This window comes from Ideonella sp. WA131b (genome assembly GCA_023657425.1).
GTDB lineage: Bacteria > Pseudomonadota > Gammaproteobacteria > Burkholderiales > Burkholderiaceae_C > Rubrivivax.
In genome coordinates, this window is sequence record JAGTJW010000001.1 from 588,953 (window position 1) to 606,182 (window position 17,230).

At 72.9% G+C, this 17,230-nt stretch carries 14 protein-coding genes and 1 pseudogene; 9 read left to right on the plus strand and 6 right to left on the minus strand.

Features of this window, described 5'->3' with window-relative positions; genetic code table 11:
- Positions 1-3 precede the first annotated feature (3 nt).
- Positions 4-2,208, minus strand: coding sequence for a helicase (locus KA711_02830; GenBank protein ID MCM0607919.1), 2,205 nt, complete (start codon positions 2,206-2,208; stop codon positions 4-6).
- Positions 2,205-4,154 (minus strand): radical SAM protein, encoded by a 1,950-nt coding sequence (locus tag KA711_02835; GenBank protein ID MCM0607920.1) that lies wholly within the window; start codon positions 4,152-4,154, stop codon positions 2,205-2,207. Before KA711_02835 ends, KA711_02830 begins: the two co-directional genes overlap by 4 nt.
- A 122-nt stretch (positions 4,155-4,276) precedes the next feature.
- On the opposite strand from KA711_02835, the gene KA711_02840 reads away from it, so the two are divergent.
- The 3 genes from KA711_02840 to KA711_02850 are packed head-to-tail and all read left to right on the plus strand — an operon-like array spanning position 4,277 to position 7,574.
- Positions 4,277-5,440, plus strand: a complete 1,164-nt coding sequence (locus KA711_02840; GenBank protein MCM0607921.1) for a hypothetical protein — start codon at positions 4,277-4,279, stop codon at positions 5,438-5,440.
- 23 nt (positions 5,441-5,463) lie between these two features.
- Complete coding sequence (locus KA711_02845) at positions 5,464-6,699, plus strand: 6-phosphofructokinase (protein ID MCM0607922.1); 1,236 nt, start codon at positions 5,464-5,466, stop codon at positions 6,697-6,699.
- Entirely contained in the window at positions 6,696-7,574 is an 879-nt protein-coding gene (locus KA711_02850; protein ID MCM0607923.1) for an alpha/beta fold hydrolase, read from the plus strand. The genes KA711_02845 and KA711_02850 overlap by 4 nt, the downstream gene beginning before the upstream one ends.
- 148 nt (positions 7,575-7,722) lie before the next feature.
- Here KA711_02850 and KA711_02855 read toward each other — a convergent pair whose 3' ends face one another.
- Positions 7,723-8,736, minus strand: coding sequence for a 2-dehydropantoate 2-reductase (locus KA711_02855; GenBank protein MCM0607924.1), 1,014 nt, complete (start codon positions 8,734-8,736; stop codon positions 7,723-7,725).
- 210 nt (positions 8,737-8,946) lie between these two features.
- Between KA711_02855 and KA711_02860 the strand changes: the two genes are divergently transcribed.
- Positions 8,947-9,573 carry an amino acid transporter gene (locus KA711_02860; GenBank protein ID MCM0607925.1) on the plus strand — a complete coding sequence of 209 codons (627 nt, stop codon included), beginning with the start codon at positions 8,947-8,949 and terminating at the stop codon, positions 9,571-9,573.
- A gap of 89 nt (positions 9,574-9,662) precedes the next feature.
- On the opposite strand, the gene KA711_02865 is transcribed toward KA711_02860, so the two are convergent.
- The 3 genes and pseudogenes from KA711_02865 to KA711_02875 form a co-directional block, all read right to left on the minus strand.
- Positions 9,663-10,202 carry a DUF1415 domain-containing protein gene (locus KA711_02865; GenBank protein ID MCM0607926.1) on the minus strand — a complete coding sequence of 180 codons (540 nt, stop codon included), beginning with the start codon at positions 10,200-10,202 and terminating at the stop codon, positions 9,663-9,665.
- Positions 10,199-11,288 (minus strand): annotated as a pseudogene (locus KA711_02870) (FAD-binding oxidoreductase). Before KA711_02870 ends, KA711_02865 begins: the two are co-directional and overlap by 4 nt.
- A gap of 29 nt (positions 11,289-11,317) precedes the next feature.
- Complete coding sequence (locus tag KA711_02875; protein MCM0607927.1) at positions 11,318-12,226, minus strand: LysR family transcriptional regulator; 909 nt, start codon at positions 12,224-12,226, stop codon at positions 11,318-11,320.
- Positions 12,227-12,313: 87 nt separating this feature from the next.
- Between KA711_02875 and KA711_02880 the strand changes: the two genes are divergently transcribed.
- From KA711_02880 to pobA, 5 genes are all read left to right on the plus strand, one after another.
- Positions 12,314-13,006 carry a substrate-binding domain-containing protein gene (locus KA711_02880; protein ID MCM0607928.1) on the plus strand — a complete coding sequence of 231 codons (693 nt, stop codon included), beginning with the start codon at positions 12,314-12,316 and terminating at the stop codon, positions 13,004-13,006.
- Positions 13,003-14,031, plus strand: coding sequence for an amidohydrolase (locus KA711_02885; protein MCM0607929.1), 1,029 nt, complete (start codon positions 13,003-13,005; stop codon positions 14,029-14,031). The genes KA711_02880 and KA711_02885 overlap by 4 nt, the downstream gene beginning before the upstream one ends.
- A gap of 47 nt (positions 14,032-14,078) precedes the next feature.
- Entirely contained in the window at positions 14,079-14,762 is a 684-nt protein-coding gene (gene ligK / locus KA711_02890) for a 4-carboxy-4-hydroxy-2-oxoadipate aldolase/oxaloacetate decarboxylase (protein MCM0607930.1), read from the plus strand.
- A 297-nt stretch (positions 14,763-15,059) separates the two neighbouring features.
- Positions 15,060-15,968, plus strand: coding sequence for an NAD(P)-dependent oxidoreductase (locus tag KA711_02895; protein MCM0607931.1), 909 nt, complete (start codon positions 15,060-15,062; stop codon positions 15,966-15,968).
- Positions 15,965-17,146 carry a 4-hydroxybenzoate 3-monooxygenase gene (gene pobA / locus KA711_02900; GenBank protein MCM0607932.1) on the plus strand — a complete coding sequence of 394 codons (1,182 nt, stop codon included), beginning with the start codon at positions 15,965-15,967 and terminating at the stop codon, positions 17,144-17,146. The genes KA711_02895 and pobA overlap by 4 nt, the downstream gene beginning before the upstream one ends.
- The last annotated feature ends 84 nt before the right edge of the window (positions 17,147-17,230 follow it).

Here is a 17,230-nt window from a genome sequence, read left to right on the forward strand (position 1 = left end):
CCGCTACCGCCGACCGCGCAGTGGCCGCATGGCCAGCGGTCGCTTGCTCTTGAGCTGCCGCTCGATGCCGTCGTTGAGCGCGCCGCGCAGGTGCAGCACTTCCTCGAGCAGGCCGTAGACGCCCGGGAAGCGCAGGTCCAGCCACAGCCACAGCGTGCAGCCGCGCAGGCCTTGCTCCATGCGGTCGAGCCGGCTCGCGCCATCGACCTCGTCGAGGAAAGCGGGCCGGCCGACCTGGCCGTGGCGCGCGTGCTGGTGCGCCCAGTCGAGGAAGGCCTGCACCAGCTGCTCGGTGCGCAGGTCCACCGGCGCCTGCGCGTAGATGAAGCGCTGCATCAGCGTCAGCGAGCCTGCCGCCCGATCCAGCTCCTCGGCCAGCTGCAGCATGCCTTCCAGCTCAGCGACCGCGAAGTGCGCGTCGTCCAGCCGGAGCTGCTGCATGAACACCTGCAGCACGGTGTGCAGCCGCCGCTGGCCAAGCCGTGCGGCGATGGTCTCGACGTGGCGCGCGTTCGGCGCCACCGGCGCCTTGAAGTCGCGCGGCGCGCGCGGCTCGGCGGCCAGGCGCTCCTTGAGCAGCGCCGCCGCGCCGGGCTCGGCGTCCTTCAGCACGCCGACAAAGCCCTCTTCGTGCATCCCGAAGCGCCCGGCACGGCCGGCGATCTGGTGCACCTCCGACACATCGAGCGGCCGGTCGCCGACGCCGTCGAACTTCTCCATGGTGCTGAAGAGCACGCGACGGATCGGCAGGTTCAGGCCCATGCCGATGGCGTCGGTGGCCACCAGCACGTCGGCGGCACCGCCGGCAAAGCGCTCGGCCTCGCGGCGGCGCACCTCGGGCGGCAGCGCGCCGTAGATGACGCAGACCCCATGCTCCTGCTCGGCCATGGCGTCGCGCAGGCGCAGCACCTCGCGTCGGCTGAAGGCCACCACCGCGTCGCCGCGCTCCAGGCTCCACAGCGGCACCGGGCGCGCCAGCACCTGCACGTGCTGCTTGCGCTCGAAGCGGCGGATTTCAGGCGTCTCGCCGCACAGCGCCAGCAGCTGCTGGATAGCCGGCACCGCGAAGGCGCTGCAGATGATGATCAGCTCGCGCGCGGCCACGCCCACGATGGCCTGCGTCCAGGCCCAGCCGCGGCTGGGGTCGAACAGCATCTGCGCCTCATCGACCACGGCCACATCGAGCTCGCCCCGGGTGTCGACCATTTCGATGGTGCTGCTGACGACGCGCGCGCCGTCGGCCGGCACGTTCTCTTCGCCGGTGAGCAGCGAGCACGGCACGCCGCGGGCCACGAGCCGGTCGCGCCCCTCCAGCGCCAGCAGCCGCAGCGGCGCGAGGTAGGCGCCGTCCAGCGCCTGCGCCAGGCGTTCGAAGGCGGCGTGGGTCTTGCCGCTGTTGGGCGGGCCGACGTACAGGTGCACGCGACGGTTGAGGCGCCGTGCGGCGGCAAAGCTGTCGGGGTAGCCCTGGAAGGCGAGGTCGCGGTGCAGCCCGGCCATGGTCTGCTGCTCGGCGACAGCGTGTTCCCAGCGGTCCTGGGCGCGGTTGCAGGCGGCCAGCAACTCGGGCAGCGGCAGCGGCGTGGCGCAGGCCGCCACCAGCCGCGGCCACAAGGAGCCCAGCTGCGCCGACGACAGCGACTCGCTGCGCTCGGCCAGGCGCAGCAGGTGGGCACGCAACGCCTCGCGCTGCGGGTGCGGGGGCACGGGCCCAAGCGCGGCCTGCAGCGCATCCCGTTCGCCATCGCGAAAGAAACGCCAGACGGCGGCCTCGTCGACGGCGTGGCGGAAGGCCACCGGCACGCGCGCCCCCGGCCCCAGCACGAGGGTGTCCAGCCCCTGGCGCTGCCACGAGCCGTGGCGGCGCACGAGGCCCAGGCCCTCCAAGGTCTGCCGGCGCTGCAGCATGAGCGTGCGCGCTGCCGGGCCGGCGCCCAGCGTGTCGAGGTGCTGCAGCGCCTCGGCCATGAGCGGCGGCGGGAGCCAGCGGCTGGGGCGCGAGCCCTGGGCCTTCTGCAGCAGCACAAAGCCCGCCTCGTCGAGCGCGCGCTCGGCCTCGGCGGTGCTGGCATCGCTCCAGTCAGCCGGCGCCAGCACCTGGGGCAGCGCCCACGCGTTGTCGCGCAGGCGCTGAAGCTGCGTGAGGTCGATCTCGGCGGGCCGGCGCGCGGCGTGTGCGGCCACGGGCAGGCGGGGGCTTGGGGTCATGCGGTCTCCGCGCCGGCCTGCAGCGCCCGTTCGATGCGGCGGCGGGCCACGCGCGCCTTGGGCACGGGGAAGTCCCACCACCGGCGCACGTCCTCCTCGAGGCCGAGGCCGTGCATGTAGTTGTAGAGGGCCTTCTTGAGGCCGGCGCCCAGCGCATCGTGGTCGGTGCCCGTGGGGTCGGTGAATCCGACGTCGTTCCTGGCGAAGGTCGGACCCGGGCCCGATGGCAAGGGGTGCAAGGCAATGCCGTAGTCCTGCGGGTTCTTGCCCACAGGCGAGTGCACGGTGCACACGAAGCGGTGCCAGAAGCCACTGTGGATGCAGCCCTGGGCGAACAGTTGGCGCACCAGCTCCAGCGCATCGACCGTATCCTGCACCGTCTGCGTCGGAAAGCCGTGCATCAGGTAGGCGTGCACCAGCACGCCCTGGTCGGCGAAGGCCTTGGTCACGCGGGCCACCTGGTCCACCGTCACACCCTTGTGCATCAGCGCCAGCAGCCGGTCGGACGCCACCTCCAGGCCGCCCGTGATGGCGATGCAGCCGCTCTCGGCCAGCCGCTCGGCCAGCGCGGGGGTGAAGGTCTTCTCGAAGCGCACGTTGCCCCACCAGCTGATGCGCGTGCCGCGCCGCAACAGTTCGTCGGCCAGGGCCTTGAGTGCCTTGGGCGGCGCGGCCTCGTCGACGAAGTGGAAGCCGGTCTGCCCCGTCTCGGCCACGATCGCGTCGACGCGGTCGGCCAGCACCTCCGCACTCGCCGTCTCGTAACGGCCGATGTAATCCAGGCCCACGTCGCAGAAGCTGCACTTTTTCCAGTAGCAGCCGTGGGCCACGGTAAGCTTGTTCCAACGGCCATCGCTCCACAGCCGGTGCATGGGGTTGAGCAGGTCCAGCAGCGAGAGGTAGCGGTCCAGCGGCAGGCCGTCCCAGGTGGGCGTGCCGACCTCCTCGAAGGGCAGGTCGGGCTCGAAGCCGGCCTGGTAGCGCACGGCCCCGTCCACGCGGGTGAACGTGCGCACCAGCCGCGCGGCGCCACGGCGGCCGGCCCAGTGCTCCAGCAGCGCCAGCACGGGCCGCTCGCCGGCATCGAGCGTGACGGCGTCGACAAAGTCGAACAGCCGCGGCTCGGCCAGCTCGCGCAGTTCGGTGTTGACGTAGCCGCCACCCAGCGCAATCCGCAGGTTCGGCAGACCCGGCCGGGCCGCCCGGGCCGCCTGCGCGATGCGCAGCGCGCCATACACCGCGCCGGGGAAAGGCACGCTCAGCAGCAGCACGTCGGGCGCGTGCTCGGCCAGCGCCTCGTGGGTGAGCGCCTCCAGCCACGCATCCAGCAAGGTGGGCGGCGCGGCCAGGGCCTGGGCCAGCGGCTCGAAGCTGGCCTGGCTGGCGGCCAGCTTCTCGCCGTAACGCACGAACTCGAAGCGCGGGTCGACGCCGTCCTTGACGACGTCGGCGATGTCGTTCAGATAGAGCGTGGCGAGGTGGCGTGCGCGGTCCGTGGTGCCCAAGCTGCCGAAGGCCCAGGCCAGCGGATCGGCGTCGCCTGCGCCGACGCCGGCCGCGTAGGCGTCGAGCGCGCGAAAGCGCTCGCCCTCGGGCAGGAAGCCGCCCATGGCGATGCGGTGCGCCAGCGTCGGATCGCGCCCCTGCAGGAAGGCGACCACGCGTTCGACGCTGGCGGCGTAGGCCTCGGCCTGCTGCAGGAAGGCGGCGACGCGCGGTGTCCGGCGAGCCTCGGGCAGGCCCCGCAAGGCCTCGGCCAGCGCCTGCAGACCCGGCCGCGACAGCAGCTTGAGCACCAGGGCCAGCGCCAGATCGCACTGCCGCGCGTCCACCCCCCGCCCGCGCAGGAAGCCGGTGAGGTAGGCGGTGGACGGGTAGGGCGTGTTCAGCTGCGTCATCGGCGGGATGACGGCCAGCACGCGCAGTCCGGGGGTGGCGACGGGCATGCACCATTGTCAGCGCCACGGCTTGGGCCGGCCGGCCCAAGCACGCGCCAGGGCTGGAGTGGCCCCGGATTGCTGGACCTGCGGACCCTTTTGCTGCTGCACGTCGACAATCCGGGTCGAACATGACTGAGCTTGGCCCTGCTGACGTTGCCGCCCGCGTGGTGGCCTGGCACAACCGGCACCCGCTGGCGCGGCGGTTGCGGGTGGCCGACGTGCACTCGATCGGTCACGTGGCGCTGCCATTCAGCAACCCTGCCGCGGCACCGGTGGAGTCCCCCGAAGAGGCCACGGGCTCTTTGCGCGAACGGGCGGCAGCCCGGGCGCGCGCAGGCCCGGGTGCCGCCGCAACGGGCGGTGCCGGCGGGCCGCTGCAGAGCGCCTTCCGAGAGGACTTCATCCCGCCCTGGACCCCCGACGAGGTGGCCACCTTCGCCGCGGGCCATGGTGTCGAGCGCGGCAGCGAGCCCCGGGACGCGCCGGTGCGCCGCGCCCTGCCGCAGCCGGCGCAGCAGGGCCTGGTCTGGCGCTGGCTGTGGACGGCCGAGTTGCGCAGCGGCCGCTGGCACACCCGTGTACTGCTGGGCCCGGCCCCAGACGGGCCGCTGCTGGGGCGGCGGCTCTGGAGCCTGCCGCGCATCGGGGCCCTGGCGGCGCTGGGCGGGGCGGTGCTGGCGGGCGCGCTGGCGGCAGGCGGGCTCCGCGGCAGCGGGCCTGGCGAGGCGGCCGTCGCGGGGGGCACCCTGCCGGCCGCCACGCCTGGCTCCGGCACAGTCGCCGGCACGGCAACGGCCGCGCCGCCCCCCGCCTCGGCCGACGCCGGGGCCGGCACGGCCACGATCACCCCGGCGGCCGAAGCGGCCGCCAGCGCAGCCGCTGCGCGCCCGCTCGACGTCGAGCCGCGGCTCGGCCGCATCGAACTGCCGCCCATCGGCAGCATCGTCGATGCCCGCCGCCGGCAGGCGGCCGAACAGGCGGCCTCCGCGGCGGCGTCAACCCCCGACGCGTCGGCGGCCGTCCCGCTGGCCGCTGCAACCCCGGCCACGAGGGCTCCGGCCTACGCCCTGGCCACGCGGGTGCTGCGCACGCGCACCGAGAGCGAGCAGATCGCGCGCGCGCTGAGCGCCTTGCTGGTCGTGCCCGGAAGCCCGGTGCAGAAGGTCGAGGTGCTGCGCCTCGGTGACGACTTCCGCGTCGTCGCCTGGCCCTACCCGGCGCGCGCCGATGCCGAGCGCGCGCAGGCCGCGCTGCGGGCCCGCGGGCACGCCTTGCAGTTGATCGATTTCTGACCCCCACCCCCCGAAGGACCGCCATGCACTCCGGCAAGATCCTCGTCGCCCAGGGCGGCGGCCCCACCGCCGTCATCAACCAGAGTCTCGTGGGCGTGGTGCTCGAGGCCCGCCGCCACGCCGGCATCACGCGCGTGTATGGCGCGCGCCATGGTGTGCGCGGCATCGTCGACGAGGACTTCGTCGATCTCACCCAGGAGACCAGCCACAACCTCGAGCTGGTGGCCGCCACGCCCGCAGCGGCCCTGGGCAGCACACGCGACAAGCCTGACCTGGCCTACTGCCGCGAGATGTTCAAGGTGCTGCAGGCGCACCGCATCGAGAACTTCTTCAACATCGGCGGCAACGACAGCTCCGACACCGTGCGCATCGTCGCCGAGGAGGCCCGTGCCGCCGGCTACCCGCTGCGCTGCATCCACATTCCCAAGACGATCGACAACGACCTCGTGCTCAACGACCACACGCCGGGCTTTCCGAGCGCGGCGCGCTTCGTGGCCCAGGCCTTTGCCGGCGCCAACCTGGACAACGCGGCACTGCCGGGCGTGTACGTCGGCGTCGTGATGGGCCGCCACGCCGGCTTCCTGACGGCGGCCAGCGCCCTGGGCAAAAAGTTCGCCGACGACGGCCCGCACCTGATCTACCTGCCCGAGCGCGTGTTCGAGATCGACCGCTTCCTGGCCGACGTGAAGGCGACCTACGAGCGCCACGGCCGCTGCGTGGTGGCGGTGAGCGAGGGCATCCACGACGCCGCGGGCACGCCGATCCTGGCTCGGCTGGCCAAGGACCTGGAGCGCGACGCCCACGGCAACGTGCAGCTCTCGGGCAGCGGCGCGCTGGCCGACCTGCTGTGCGAGGAGATCCGCAGCAAGCTCAAGATCAAGCGCATCCGCGGCGACACCTTCGGCTACCTGCAGCGAAGCTTTGTCGGCTGCGTCTCCGATGTCGACGCACGCGAGGCGCGCGAGGTCGGCGAGAAGGCCGTGCAATACGCGATGTGGGGCTTTCAGGGCCAGATGCGCGATGGCTCGGTGGCCATCCAGCGCACCGGCTTCTACAGCGCCGACTACACGCTGCTGCCGCTGCAAGCCGTGGCCGGCAAGACGCGCACGATGGACGACGCCTTCATCGCCGACAGCGGCACCGACGTGACGGACGCCTTCCGGATGTACCTGCGGCCGTTGCTCGGGTCGGGCATGCCGGATGCCTTCCGGCTGCGGCCCAACGCCGTGCCGAAAGTCCTGCGCGGCACCCGGCCATGAGCCCCCAAGACCTCCGCCCGGACGGCTTGCATGTCCACACGGCCGGCGACGGCCCGCCCGTGCTGCTGGTGCACAGCATCAACGCCGCCGCGGGGGCCCACGAGATGCGGCCGCTGGTGGAGCACCTGCGCACCACCCACACGGTCTACACGCCCGACTTGCCGGGCTTCGGCGCCAGCGAACGGGCCGACGTGGCTTACACGCCGCGCCTGTACACCGACGCGCTGCACGGCGTGGTGCAGGCTATCCAGGCGCGCCACGGCCCGGCGGCGCTGCCCGCGGTGGCCCTGTCGCTGGGCTGCGAGTTCCTGGCGCGCGCGGCGGCCGAGCGGCCCGCGGCCTTCTCGCGCCTGGCGCTCGTCAGCCCCACCGGGCTGATGGGCACCAAGGCCCGCCGCGGCCCGCCTGGGGGCACGCGCGCCGTGCCCGGGCTGCATGCGCTGGTGGCGGCGCCCTGGTGGGGCGAGCGGCTGTTCCGCCAGCTCACGCGGCCCGCCGTTGTGCGCTACTTCCTGCGCCGCACCTGGGGCTCCGACGCCATCGACGAGACGATGTGGGCCGAAGCCGTGGCCGCCGCGCAGGCACCGGGCGCGCACCACGCGCCCCTGCACTTTCTCTCGGCGGGCCTGTTCAGCGCCGACGTGTTGGCCTTGTACGAGGCGCTGTCGATGCCGGTGTGGGCCAGCCACGGCACGCGCGGCGACTTCACCGACTACCGCGGCCGCGTGCACCTGCAGCAACGCGCCAACTGGCAGTGGACGGTGTACGAGGGCGGCGCCCTGCCCTACTTCGAGCACCGCCCGGCCTTTGCGGCGGCACTGGACCGCTTCCTGGCCGGGGAGTCCGGCCCCGCAGTGAGCGTGGGGGCCTCGTGAGGTCACGGCGCGCGTGGGGGTGCGCTCCGCTGACCGGCACGCTGGATGTGCCGACGCGGCGCCCCCAGCCCAGGATGCCGGCCACGGCCACTGACGACCCGCCAGACCCCCTGCCCGGCGCCTGCACGTCAGCGCAGCACGTGCATGCTCAAGGCGGATACAGGCCGCGTTCCCGCGCCATCAGGCGCACCAGGCCCATCAGCGCATCGAGCATGGGCGTCGGCCGGCCCAGCCGCACGCCGATCTCGCGCACGGCGCCCACCAGCGCGTCGATCTCCAGCGCGCGGCCGGCCTGCAGATCCTGCAGCATGCTGGTTCGCACCGCGCCCAGTTTCGCCGTCACGGCGTGGCGTTGTTCGGGCGTCTGCCCGATGGGCAGACCGATGGCGGCGCCCAGCGCCTGCGCCTCGGCCATCACGGCGCTGCAGTAGGGGCGCACCAGCTCGTCGGCCAGGATGCGGTCGAGCGTGGCGCCGGTGAGCGCCGACACCGGGTTCATCGTGAGGTTGCCCCAGAGCTTGAACCAGACCTCACCCTGGATGCAGGCCGAGGACTCCGCCTCGACGCCGGCCTCGGCCAGCAGCGCCGCCACGGTGGCGGTGCGCAGGCCCATGCCGCCGGTGGCATCGCCGATGACGAGGCGGCGGCCCATGGCGTGCTTCACATGACCGGGGCTCAGGGTGGACGCCGCCATGTGCACGACACCGCCCACGGTGCGCGCCGGGGGCATGCGCTCGCGCAGGCGGCCACCGGGATCGACGCTGTCGAGCACCCAGCCGCGGGTGGGCACGGGCATGCCGGGGCCCGGCTCCGCGGGCAGGCCGTCGAAGAACCACCAGGGCACACCGTTCATCGCGCTCAGCACGGTGGTGTCGGCGTGGCTGAGCGCCGCCACGGCGTCGGCCACCGCGGGCAGCGCCGGGGCCTTGACGGCGACGATGACGAGGTCCTGCGGGCCCAGCGCCGCGGCGCTGTCCGCCACGGTGATGGCCAGGTGGTGGGTGCCGGTGGCATCGTCGAGCACGAGGCCGCGCTCGCGCACGGCCGCCAGCGTCTCGCCGCGCACCAGCGCGCTCACCTGCACGCGGCCGGGCGGCAGCCGCGCGATCCAGGCCGCGAGCAGGCCACCGATGGCGCCCAGGCCGACGATGCAGACCTTCATGGTTCAGTCCCCTCGGGAAGTGGTTGAAGCACGGCGGCGGCACAGCGCCTCGCCGGCCGCCAGGGCGTGGCAGGGCGGGCTGCGCACCACGGCCGCAACGGCAGCCACCAGAAAGTCATCGGGCATCGGCAAGGGTGGGCCGCAGATCCGCGGTAGCCGCCGCAGGAAGTCTAAGCCGCGGGGCCTGTGCGATCAGGCAGCATCGGGGACATGACCACCGCTGCCTGGGCTGCCGCTTCCACGGGCTTCGCGCTCGGCCTCACGCTCATCGTCGCCATCGGCGCGCAGAACGCCTTTGTGTTGCGCCAGGGGCTGCGGCGCGAGCACGTGGGCCTCATCGTCGCCTTCTGCGCCACGGCCGACGCGGCGCTGATGCTGGCCGGCATCGCCGGCCTGGCCAGCGTGCTGGGCCACCAGCCGCTGCTGGCCAGCGTGCTGACGGCCGGCGGCGCGCTGTTCCTCACCGTCTACGGCCTGCGCGCCCTGGCCCGCGCACGGCGCGGCGGCTCGCTGGGTGCGGCCGCGGGCACGGCGCCGCTGTCGCGCCGCACGGCCCTGGCGCAGACCGCCGCCTTCACGCTGCTGAACCCGCATGTCTACATCGACACCGTGCTGCTGGTGGGCAGCGTCGGCGCGCAGATGGGCGAGGCGCGATGGTGGTTCGCCACCGGCGCGGCCGCAGCCAGCGCGTTGTGGTTCACGTCGCTGGGCTTTGGTGCGCGACTGCTCGCGCCGCTGTTCGCACGGCCCCGGGCGTGGCAGGTGCTGGATCTGCTGATCGGGCTGACGATGCTGGGCATCGCGGCGCTGCTGCTGCGGCGGCTGATGGGGGGCTGATGGGGGGCTGATGGGGGGCTGATGGGGGGCTGATGGGGGGCTGATGGGGGGCTGATGGGGGGCTGATGGGGGGGCTGAGCGGCGCCTGATCAGCCGTCGAGCAACCGTCGCCAGCCCGCCGGCCCCAGCCGCCGCAGCGTGGCGATGTTGCGGCCGTAGATGGCTTCGGCGTCGGGGTAGGCGGCCACGGCGCGCGACACGCTGGCCTCGCGCAGCAGGTGCAGCGTGGGGTGCGGCGCACGGTTGGTGTGGTTCGTGATGTCGTCGACTGCGGTGCCCTCGAACACCCAGCCCGGATGAAAGGCCGCGATCTGCAGCTTGCCCTGCAGCCCCAGCGCAGCCAGCGCGTCGTCGGCCAGGCCGAGGAAGTCGTTGAAGTCCTCGAAGCGCGGCAGCAGCTCCGGCGCGACGATGAGCGTGGTGTCGGTGTCGGCCGGATCGGCCGCGGCCAGGTGCTGCAGCTCCTGCACCAGCAGCTCCAGCACAACGCCCGGCTCGGCCGCCGGGGACGCGACCCAGCGGATCTGGCCCTTGGTGTGCACCGCCTTCGCAAACGGGCACAGGTTGAGACCCATCACCACGCGCTCCAGCCAGCGCCGCGTGTCGGCCAGGGCGCCGGACGTCGTCATGCGCGCTCGCCCGGGCGCCGCACGCGCAGCGCGTGCCGCAGTTCGGCGTCGGCCCAGGGTGGTGGAGGACGTCGCAGCGCCAGCGCCGCAGCCAGAGCACCCGCGGCGGGGCTGGTCTGGATGCCGTAGCCGCCCTGCGACGCCAACCAGACGAAGGTGGGCTCGCCGGGCTCGGCACCGATGACGAGGCTGCCATCGGGCACGAAGCTGCGCAGCCCTGCCCAGCTGCGCCGCGGGCGGCGGATGGCGAGCGTGGTGGCCGCCTCGATGCGGTGGATGGCGGTGGCGATGTCCGGCTCCTCGGGCATCACGTCATGCGGCGGCACCGGGTCGGCGTTGGCCGGCGAGCCCAGCAGCAGGCCGGCCTCGGGCTTGACGTAGAAGCTTTCGTCGATATCCACCACCAGCGGCCCGTCGCGCACATCCAGGTCCGCGGGCGGGTCGAAGACCAGGGCCGATCGGCGCCTGGGCTGGAGCGCGATGCCGGCCAGGAGCGTGGGCGGCGAGTTCGTCGGCCCAAGCCCCGGCGGCGTTCACCACGAGCCCCGCCTCCACCACGCCGGCCGGCGTGTGCAGGCGCCAGCCGCCGGCCCAGCGCTCGGCGCGCTGCACCTCGGCGTCGCACACCAGCGTGGCCCCGGCGGCGCGGCCGCGCTTCAGGCAGCCCTGGTGCAGCGCGTGCACGTCGATGTCGGCGGCGCCAGGGTCCAGCACCGCAGCGGCCACGGCCTCGGGGCGCAGGACGGGGCAGCGGGCGCGGGCTTCATCGGTGCCGAGCCATTGGGCCGCGAGACCCTCGCCGCGCAAGGTGGCGTGCAGCGCGCGCAGCGGCGCCAGACGGTCGGCCGCGGCGATGAACAGCGCGCCGCGCGGGCGCAGCAGCGGCGCCTCCGCAAAGCCGGCGCCGGGCTGCTCGAAGAAGGCGCGGCTGGCGCGCGTGAGCGCGCGCACGGGGGAGGGGCCGCAGCTCTCCTCGAGCATCGCGGCGCTGCGGCCGGTGCTGTGCAGGCCCGGCTTCGGCTCGCGCTCCAGAATCGCCACGCGCGCGTGCGGCGCGGCAAAGCAGGCCGCGGCCGCGCCGGCCATGCCGGAGCCGACGATGGCGATGTCCACCTTCACGAGGCCGCCTGCGCCTGCGCCAACTGCACCAGCAGCGCCGAGGCCTGCTCCAGCAGCGGCCCGCGGGGCCGCTGCGCCGAGGTCGCCAGCGACAGGCTGGTGCTGAGCGGCCGCCTGGGCGCCCGGTGGATCGGCCGGGCATGCAGCGCGCCGCCGGCCGGGTGGTCGGCCAGCGCGCTGGAGGCCAGAACGGCATGCAGCGCATGGCGCTGCACCAGCGCCAGCATCGCGCCGACGCTCTCGATCTCCAGCGCCACGCGCGGCACCAGGCCGGCCTCGGCCAGCGCGGTTTCCACGCGCATGCGCAGCGCGTGCGGCCGGCTGGGGATGACGAGCTCGCAGACGGCCAGCTCCACCAGCGAGACCGGCCGGGCCCGCGCCGGCTGGCGGCCGCGCGCCGAGATCAGCTGCAGCGGCTCTTCGAGCACCGGCTGCAACGCCACGGCGGTGGACGGCGTGGCGTTGTAGACGAGTGCGGCGTCGATGCGGCCCTGCACCAGCCACTCCAGCATGTAGTGCGTCAGGCCCTCGACGATGCTGACGCCGGCCCGCGGCAGGCGCTCGCGGAAGGCCTCCACCAGCGGCGCGGTGAGCGTGCGGCTCAGGCTGGGCGGCAGGCCGATGGACAGCACGCCCGAGACCGTGCCGCGCAGCTCCTCCAGATCCTGGACGGCGCGCTGCACCTGCTGCAGGATGCCGCGGCCGTGTGCCAGCAGCCGCGTGCCCGCAGGCGTGAGCGTGACGCCGCGGCCGTTGCGCTCGAAGAGGGTTTGACGCAACTCGACCTCGAGTGCGCGCACCTGGCGGCTGAGCGCGGGCTGCGCCACGCGCAGCACCGCCGCAGCGCGCGTGAAGCTGCCAAGTTCGGCCACCTGCACGAAGCCGGTGATCTGCTTCAGATCCATGCCGGCATGGTATGCCCAAACGTTCTAGCAGCTAGTGCGGGTGTGCGGTTGAAACATGGGCCGGGGCGCCGAAGAATCGGCCCTCCCATGAGCACCATCCTGACCGGAATCTCCTCGATGGCCACGCGCCAGGTGCTGGCCGCGCTGGCCGAGCACGCCGCGGCCACGGGCGGCCTGGCGGTGCGCTGGGAAAGCGTCGGCGGCGTCGATGCCGCCAGGCGCGTGGCGGCGGGAGAGCGATTCGACCTCGTCTGCCTGGCCGCCGACGCGCTGGACAAGCTGCTGGCCGCTGCCCAGGTGCAGGGCCCGCGCGTGGACCTCGTGCGTTCGGCTTGTGCCTTGGCGGTGCGCGAGGGCGCGGCGCGGCCCGGCATCGCCACCGAGGCCGCGCTGCGCGAAGCCGTGGCCTCGGCGCGCACGATCGGCTACTCCACCGGCCCGAGCGGCAACCACCTGCTGGCTCTGCTGGAACGCTGGGGCCTGAAGGAGGCGCTGGCCGGGCGCCTCGTGCAGGCCCCGCCCGGCGTGCCGGTGGCGCAACTGGTGGCTCGCGGCGACGCCGAGCTGGGCTTGCAGCAGATGCCCGAGCTGGCTGGCCAGCCCGGCATCACCGTGCTGGGGGCGCTGCCGGGCGCCGCGGCGCAGATCACCACCTTCAGCGCCGCGCTGGGCGCCGGCACGGCAAACGCCGACGCCGCCCGTGCCGTGCTGGGGCTGTTCAACGACGACGCCGCAGCCGCCATCAAGCGGCGCTGCGGCCTGGAGCCCTGCTCACCATGATCATCGACATCCACGGCCACTACACCACCGCGCCCAAGGCGCTGGAGGCCTGGCGCAACGCGCAGATTGCCGGCATCCAGGACCCCGCCGTCATGCCGAAGGCGGCCGACCTGAGGATCTCCGACGACGAAATCCGCGAGAGCATCGAGACCAACCAGCTCGCCAAGATGCGCGAGCGCGGCAGCGACCTCACCGTCTTCAGCCCGCGCGCCAGCTTCATGGCGCACCACATCGGCGACTTCCAGGTCTCCAGCACCTGGGCCGCCCTCTGCAACGAGCTGTGCTTCCGCGTCAGCACCCTGTTCCCGGATTCGTTCATCCCCGCGGCCATGCTGCCGCAGAGCCCGGGCGTGGACCCGGCCAGCTGCATCCCCGAACTCGTGAAGTGCGTGGAGCAGTACGGCAACGTCGCGCTCAACCTCAACCCCGACCCGAGCGGTGGCCACTGGACGAGCCCACCACTGACCGACCGCCACTGGTACCCCCTCTACGAGAAGATGGTGGAGTACGACATTCCGGCCATGGTGCACGTGAGCACGAGCTGCAACGCCTGCTTCCACACCACCGGCGCGCACTACATCAACGCCGACACCACGGCGGTGATGCAGCTGATCCAGGGCGACCTGTTCACCGACTTCCCGACGCTGAAATTCGTCGTGCCGCACGGCGGCGGCGCCGCGCCCTACCACTGGGGCCGCTACCGCGGCCTGGCGCAGGAGCTGAAGAAGCCGCTGCTGGCCGAGCACCTGCTGAACAACGTGTTCTTCGACACCTGCGTGTACCACCAGCCGGGCATCGACCTGCTGACGAAGGTGATTCCGATGAAGAACATCCTGTTCGCCAGCGAGATGATCGGCGCCGTGCGCGGCGTCGACCCCGAGACCGGCTTCCACTACGACGACACCAAACGCTACATCGAGGCCAGCACGCTGCTGAGCGCGGCCGACCGGCACGCCATCTACGAAGGCAACGCGCGGCGCGTGTACCCTCGGCTGGACGCCGCGCTCAAGCGCAAGGGGAAGTGATGGACCCCCAAGCTCCCTTCGTTCGCTGCCCCCCGTGAGGCCCTGACATGTACGAACTCGGCGTCGTCTACCGCAACATCGAACGCACCCCTGGCCACCTCGCCGATGCGCTGGCGAAGTTCGGCAGCGCCACCGTGCACGAGGCCATGGGCCGCGTGGGCCTGATGCACAGCGGCATCCGCCCCATCTGGGCCGGCGCGCAGGTCAGCGGGACCGCGGTGACGGTGCTGCTGCACCCGGGCGACAACTGGATGATGCACGTCGTGGCCGAGCAGATCAGGCCGGGCGACATCGTCGTGGCCGCGATCACGGCGCCGTGCACCGACGGCTACTTCGGCGACCTGCTGGCCACCTCCTTCCAGGCCCGGGGCGCGCGGGCGCTGGTCATCGACGCCGGTGTGCGCGACGTGAAGACGCTGCAGCAGATGGGCTTCCCGGTTTGGAGCCGGGCGATCAGCGCCAAGGGCACGATCAAGGCGACGCTGGGCAGCGTCAACATCCCGGTGGTCTGCGCCGACGCGCTGGTGCACCCGGGCGACGTGATCGTGGCCGACGACGACGGCGTGGTCTGCGTGCCGCGCAAGCTGGCCGAGAAGGCGCTGGAGGCGGCGACAAAACGTGAGGCCAACGAAGGCGAGAAGCGCGCCAAGCTCGCCAGCGGCGTGCTGGGCCTGGACATGTACAAGATGCGCGAGCCCTTGGTGGCGGCGGGGCTGCGGTATGTGGATTGACGAGGCGGTGGAGGCTGGGCTTCGACAGGCTCAGCCCGAACGGAGGTTTCCCACTTCCGCTTTCAATCAGCCACGAACCGCCGTTCGCACCGAGCCACACACCCCCGCTCGCACTGAGCCACACCCCTCCGTTCACGCGGAGCCACGCCCCTCCGTTCACGCGGAGCCACGCCCCTCCGTTCGCACTGAGCCTGTCGAAGTGCGCTCGCCACACCCCTCCGTTCACGCGGAGCCACGCCCCTCCGTTCGCACTGAGCCTGTCGAAGTGCCCGCGCGCCGCACCGCCAGCCACACGCCATGACCATCGCGCTCATCGGCTACGGCGAAGTCGGCCGCATCCTGGCTGAAGACCTGCGCGCACGCGGCATGGCCGTGCGCGCCTACGACCTCAAGCTCGACAAGGCCGACAGCGCCCAGCCCCTGCGCGAGCACGCCGCCGCGTACGGCGTGGCGCTGGCCGCCAGCGCCGCCGACGCCGCCCACGGCGCCACGCTGCTGATCAGCGCCGTCACCGCCAGCCAGGCCGTGGCAGTGGCCGCAGCCGTGGCGCCAGCCCTGCCCCGCGACGCCTTCTTCCTCGACCTCAACAGCGCCAGCCCCGGCGCCAAGATCCAGGCCGCCGAGTTCGTGCAGGCCGCAGGCGGCCGTTACGTCGAAGGCGCGGTGATGACCAGCGTGCCGCCCTACCGCTGCCGTGTGCCGCTGCTGCTGGGCGGGCCGCACGCGGCGGCGCTGAAGCCGCGGCTGGACGAACTCGGCTTCGCGCCCACCGTGCACAGCGTCGAACTCGGCGTGGCCAGCGCCACCAAGATGTGCCGCAGCGTGATGATCAAAGGTCTGGAGGCCATGGTCATCGAGAGCTTCACCACGGCGCGTGCGCACGGGGTGGAAGACGCTGTGATCGCCTCGCTGCAGGAAACCTTCCCGGGCATCGACTGGGAGCGGCAGGCGAGCTACTTCTTCCAGCGCGTCATCGAACACGGCCGTCGCCGCAGCGAAGAGCTGCGCGAGGTGGCCGTCACCGTGCGCGAGGCGGGGCTTGAGCCCTTCAGCGCCGCCGGCACCGCCGAGCGCCAGGCGCGCATGGCCGATCTTGCCGACGCGGGCGTGTTCGGCGCCCGCAGCGAGCCGGGCTTTGCGCGCAGCACCGACTGGAGAACCGAGGCAGACCGCCTGCTCCGCTCGATCAAGGAAACGGGCTCATGAAGACCCAGGTCGTCATCATCGGCGCCGGCCCGGCGGGCCTGCTGCTGTCGGAGATCCTGCACCACCACGGCATCGAGAGCGTCGTGCTGGAGCGCTCCAGCCGCGAGCACGTGCTGGCGCGCATCCGCGCCGGCGTGCTGGAAAGCACCACGGTGGACGTGCTGCGCGAGTTCGGCCTGGCCACGCGCATGGACGCCGAGGGCCACCCGCACGACGGCATGCGCATCGCCTGGGCCGGCCGCGACAGCTTTTTCGTCGACACCTATAGGACGCTGGGCCGCCGCTTCATGGTCTACGGCCAGACGGCCATCCAGGAAGACCTGTTCGCCGCCGCCGATCGCCGCGGCCAGCCGGTGCTCACGGAAGCCTCCGACGTGGTGCTGCACGGGCACGACGGCAGCCAGGGCGCCAAGCCCTTCGTCACCTTCGTGCAAGACGGCCAGGCCCGGCGCATAACCTGCGATTTCATCGCCGGCTGCGACGGCTTCCACGGCGTGTCGCGCCGCTCCATCCCGATCGGCGTGCGCCGGGAGTTTGAAAAGGTCTACCCCTTCGGCTGGCTGGGCGTGATGGCGCGCGTGAAGCCGCTGGAGGACATCACCTACGTCAACAACCCGCGCGGCTTTGCGCTGGCGAGCTACCGCAACCAGAAGCTCTCGCGCTACTACATCCAGGTGCCGCTGAGCGACAAGGTCGAGGACTGGCCCGACGAGCGCTTCTGGCCCGAGCTGAAGGCGCGCTTCCCGGCCGCGATGGCCGATGCCATCACCACGGCCGACACCATCGAGAAGAGCATCGCGCCGCTGCGCAGCTTCGTCAGCGAGCCCATGCGGTTTGGCGCGCTGTTCCTCTGCGGCGACGCGGCGCACATCGTGCCGCCCACCGGCGCCAAGGGCCTGAACCTCGCGGTGAGCGACGTGTACTACCTGTCGCGCGCCCTGGCGCGCTGGTATGGCCGTGGCGACGCCAGTGGCCTGGACGGCTACAGCGCGACCGCGCTGCGGCGTGTGTGGAGCAGCGTGCGCACCAGTTGGTACCTCACCACGCTGCTGCACCGCTTTCCGGACACCAGCGAGTTCGACCAGAAGGCGCAGGAGGTCGAGCTGGATTACCTCAAGAACTCCGAGCGCGCGCAGGCCGCGCTGGCCGAGCAGTACGCCGGCCTGCCCTACGAATGAGCCCCCAAGCTCGCTGTCGCTCGCTACCCCCCGAGGGGGCCGCCCGCCAGCGGCCCGGCAGAGCCGGTTCCGCGGCGGTGGCTG

Coding starts and splice junctions, on each gene's coding strand:
- KA711_02865 (MCM0607926.1), bottom strand. CDS start 10,202: ATGACGACGTCCGGCGCCCTGGCCGACACGCGGCGCTGGCTGGAGCGC.
- KA711_02860 (MCM0607925.1), top strand. CDS start 8,947: ATGACCACCGCTGCCTGGGCTGCCGCTTCCACGGGCTTCGCGCTCGGC.
- KA711_02895 (MCM0607931.1), top strand. CDS start 15,060: ATGACCATCGCGCTCATCGGCTACGGCGAAGTCGGCCGCATCCTGGCT.
- KA711_02880 (MCM0607928.1), top strand. CDS start 12,314: ATGAGCACCATCCTGACCGGAATCTCCTCGATGGCCACGCGCCAGGTG.
- KA711_02830 (MCM0607919.1), bottom strand. CDS start 2,208: ATGACCCCAAGCCCCCGCCTGCCCGTGGCCGCACACGCCGCGCGCCGG.
- KA711_02855 (MCM0607924.1), bottom strand. CDS start 8,736: ATGAAGGTCTGCATCGTCGGCCTGGGCGCCATCGGTGGCCTGCTCGCG.
- KA711_02850 (MCM0607923.1), top strand. CDS start 6,696: ATGAGCCCCCAAGACCTCCGCCCGGACGGCTTGCATGTCCACACGGCC.
- KA711_02840 (MCM0607921.1), top strand. CDS start 4,277: ATGACTGAGCTTGGCCCTGCTGACGTTGCCGCCCGCGTGGTGGCCTGG.
- ligK (MCM0607930.1), top strand. CDS start 14,079: ATGTACGAACTCGGCGTCGTCTACCGCAACATCGAACGCACCCCTGGC.
- KA711_02835 (MCM0607920.1), bottom strand. CDS start 4,154: ATGCCCGTCGCCACCCCCGGACTGCGCGTGCTGGCCGTCATCCCGCCG.
- KA711_02845 (MCM0607922.1), top strand. CDS start 5,464: ATGCACTCCGGCAAGATCCTCGTCGCCCAGGGCGGCGGCCCCACCGCC.
- KA711_02885 (MCM0607929.1), top strand. CDS start 13,003: ATGATCATCGACATCCACGGCCACTACACCACCGCGCCCAAGGCGCTG.
- pobA (MCM0607932.1), top strand. CDS start 15,965: ATGAAGACCCAGGTCGTCATCATCGGCGCCGGCCCGGCGGGCCTGCTG.
- KA711_02875 (MCM0607927.1), bottom strand. CDS start 12,226: ATGGATCTGAAGCAGATCACCGGCTTCGTGCAGGTGGCCGAACTTGGC.